The 1,737-nt window shown below is 30.5% G+C and carries 2 protein-coding genes; both read right to left on the bottom strand.

The features are described 5' to 3' along the window. A partial coding sequence (locus AACZ53_RS14505) for a cation:proton antiporter (RefSeq protein ID WP_339839918.1) occupies nucleotides 1-1,115 on the bottom strand: 1,115 nt, incomplete at its 3' end. A 128-nt stretch (nucleotides 1,116-1,243) separates the two neighbouring features. After that, nucleotides 1,244-1,737 (bottom strand): T9SS type A sorting domain-containing protein (locus tag AACZ53_RS14500; RefSeq protein ID WP_339839916.1); only part of this gene is annotated, 494 nt, incomplete at its 5' end.

Here is a 1,737-nt window from a genome sequence, read left to right as displayed (position 1 = left end):
ACAATAGGATACAAAAAATCACTGGTGACATTTAAAGAAGCACCAAGTGTTGCAATAATAAATGAAAATTCTCCTATTTGCGATAAACTCATTCCGGTTTGAACAGATTCTTTTAAAGGTTGTCCAGAAATTAGAGTCCCTATGGTTGAAGTTATAGATTGCCCAAGAATGGTAATTAAAGTTAAAACCATTACCGGAAAAGCATATTCAACAAGTGTTTCTGGATTAATCAACATTCCAACTGATACAAAGAAAATAGCTCCAAATAAATCTTTTACGGGTTTTACTAAATGTTCAATATGTTCAGCTTCATTTGTTTCTGCAATTATTGAACCCATGATAAATGCTCCTAAAGCAGGAGAAAATCCAACACCAGCAGCAAAAATCACCATAAATAAACACAAGGCTAATGAAATGATTAATAGCGTTTCATCTGTAAAAAGAGGTTTTATTTTTTTTAATAAAGTTGGAATAAAAAAGATTCCAGATACAAACCAAATAATTAAAAAGAAACCTAATTTAAATAAGGATTGTATCAATTCTGTTCCTGAAAATTGTTGACTTACGGCAATGGTGGAAAGTAAAACCATCATTAAAATGGCTACAATATCTTGTACAATTAAAGCACCAATTACGTTACCCGTAAATTTTTGTGATTTTACACCTAGTTCATCAAACGCTTTTAGGATAATTGTTGTAGAGGAAATGGATAGAATTACACCTAGAAAAATAGAGTTCATTTCGTTCCAACCCATAAATTTACCGGCATAATATCCAAGAATTATCATGCAAATAATTTGGGTTAAAGCGGTTATGGAAGCAGTTCCTCCAACTTTAAGTAATTTTTTAAAACTAAATTCCAGTCCTAAACTGAATAATAGGAATATAACTCCAATTTCAGCCCAAACTGTAATGCTATTGGTGTCTTTTACTGAAGGAAAAAATGAAAAGTGTGAACTGGCTAAAAATCCAGCTACTAAATATCCTAAAACCAAAGGTTGCTTTAATTTTCTAAATATCAAAACAGCGATGGCAGCTGTTATTAGAATTAGCCCTAAGTCATTTATTAAATTTGGTATATGAACAGTTGTATTCGCTACTAATGGTATTAGCATATAGTTTTTTTATAAAGTTATGTATTAGCTTATAACTGGACAACATTTTTTATATTTAATTAACTTTTTTAAATGAAAAATCCACTAGTGTAACCTAATGGATTATCAAAAACAAAATAACCAATCTTTTATAGTTTAACCAACTTCAAAGATTTAATTTTTCCGTTAGAATTCATTTTAGCTATATAAGTACCTGCAGGTTGATTGCTAATATTTATGTTAAAACCGTTTAAATTTATTTTTTTAGAAAATACTTCTTGACCTAATAAGTTGTAAATAGTTATGTTTTCTATAATTTCTGTTGAAGTAAAGTTTACAATATCGTTTGTTGGATTTGGATAGGATGAAATACTGTTATTTGTAAATTTTGTAGTCGAAAGCGTTGTATTTTCAAAAACACGAACATGACCTGAACTGGCTCCGTTGCCATCATTGAATTGAGTTCCTATCGCAACAATACTACCATTAGCATTTAATCTCAAGGATCTTCCAAATTGATCATTAATTACTTCACCTAGAATATCTCCACCTTGTTGTACCCAAGAGTTTGCAATAAATTTATAGATACGTGCATGTCCGGTATTGTTCGTTCCAATTAGTCCACCTACGCCAACTGTACTTC

It is taken from the genome of uncultured Flavobacterium sp. (genome assembly GCF_963975005.1).
In the GTDB taxonomy this organism is placed as follows: Bacteria; Bacteroidota; Bacteroidia; order Flavobacteriales; family Flavobacteriaceae; genus Flavobacterium.
The sequence above is the reverse complement of the archived record's forward strand: the minus strand, read 5'-3'. Positions and strand labels throughout refer to the sequence as shown.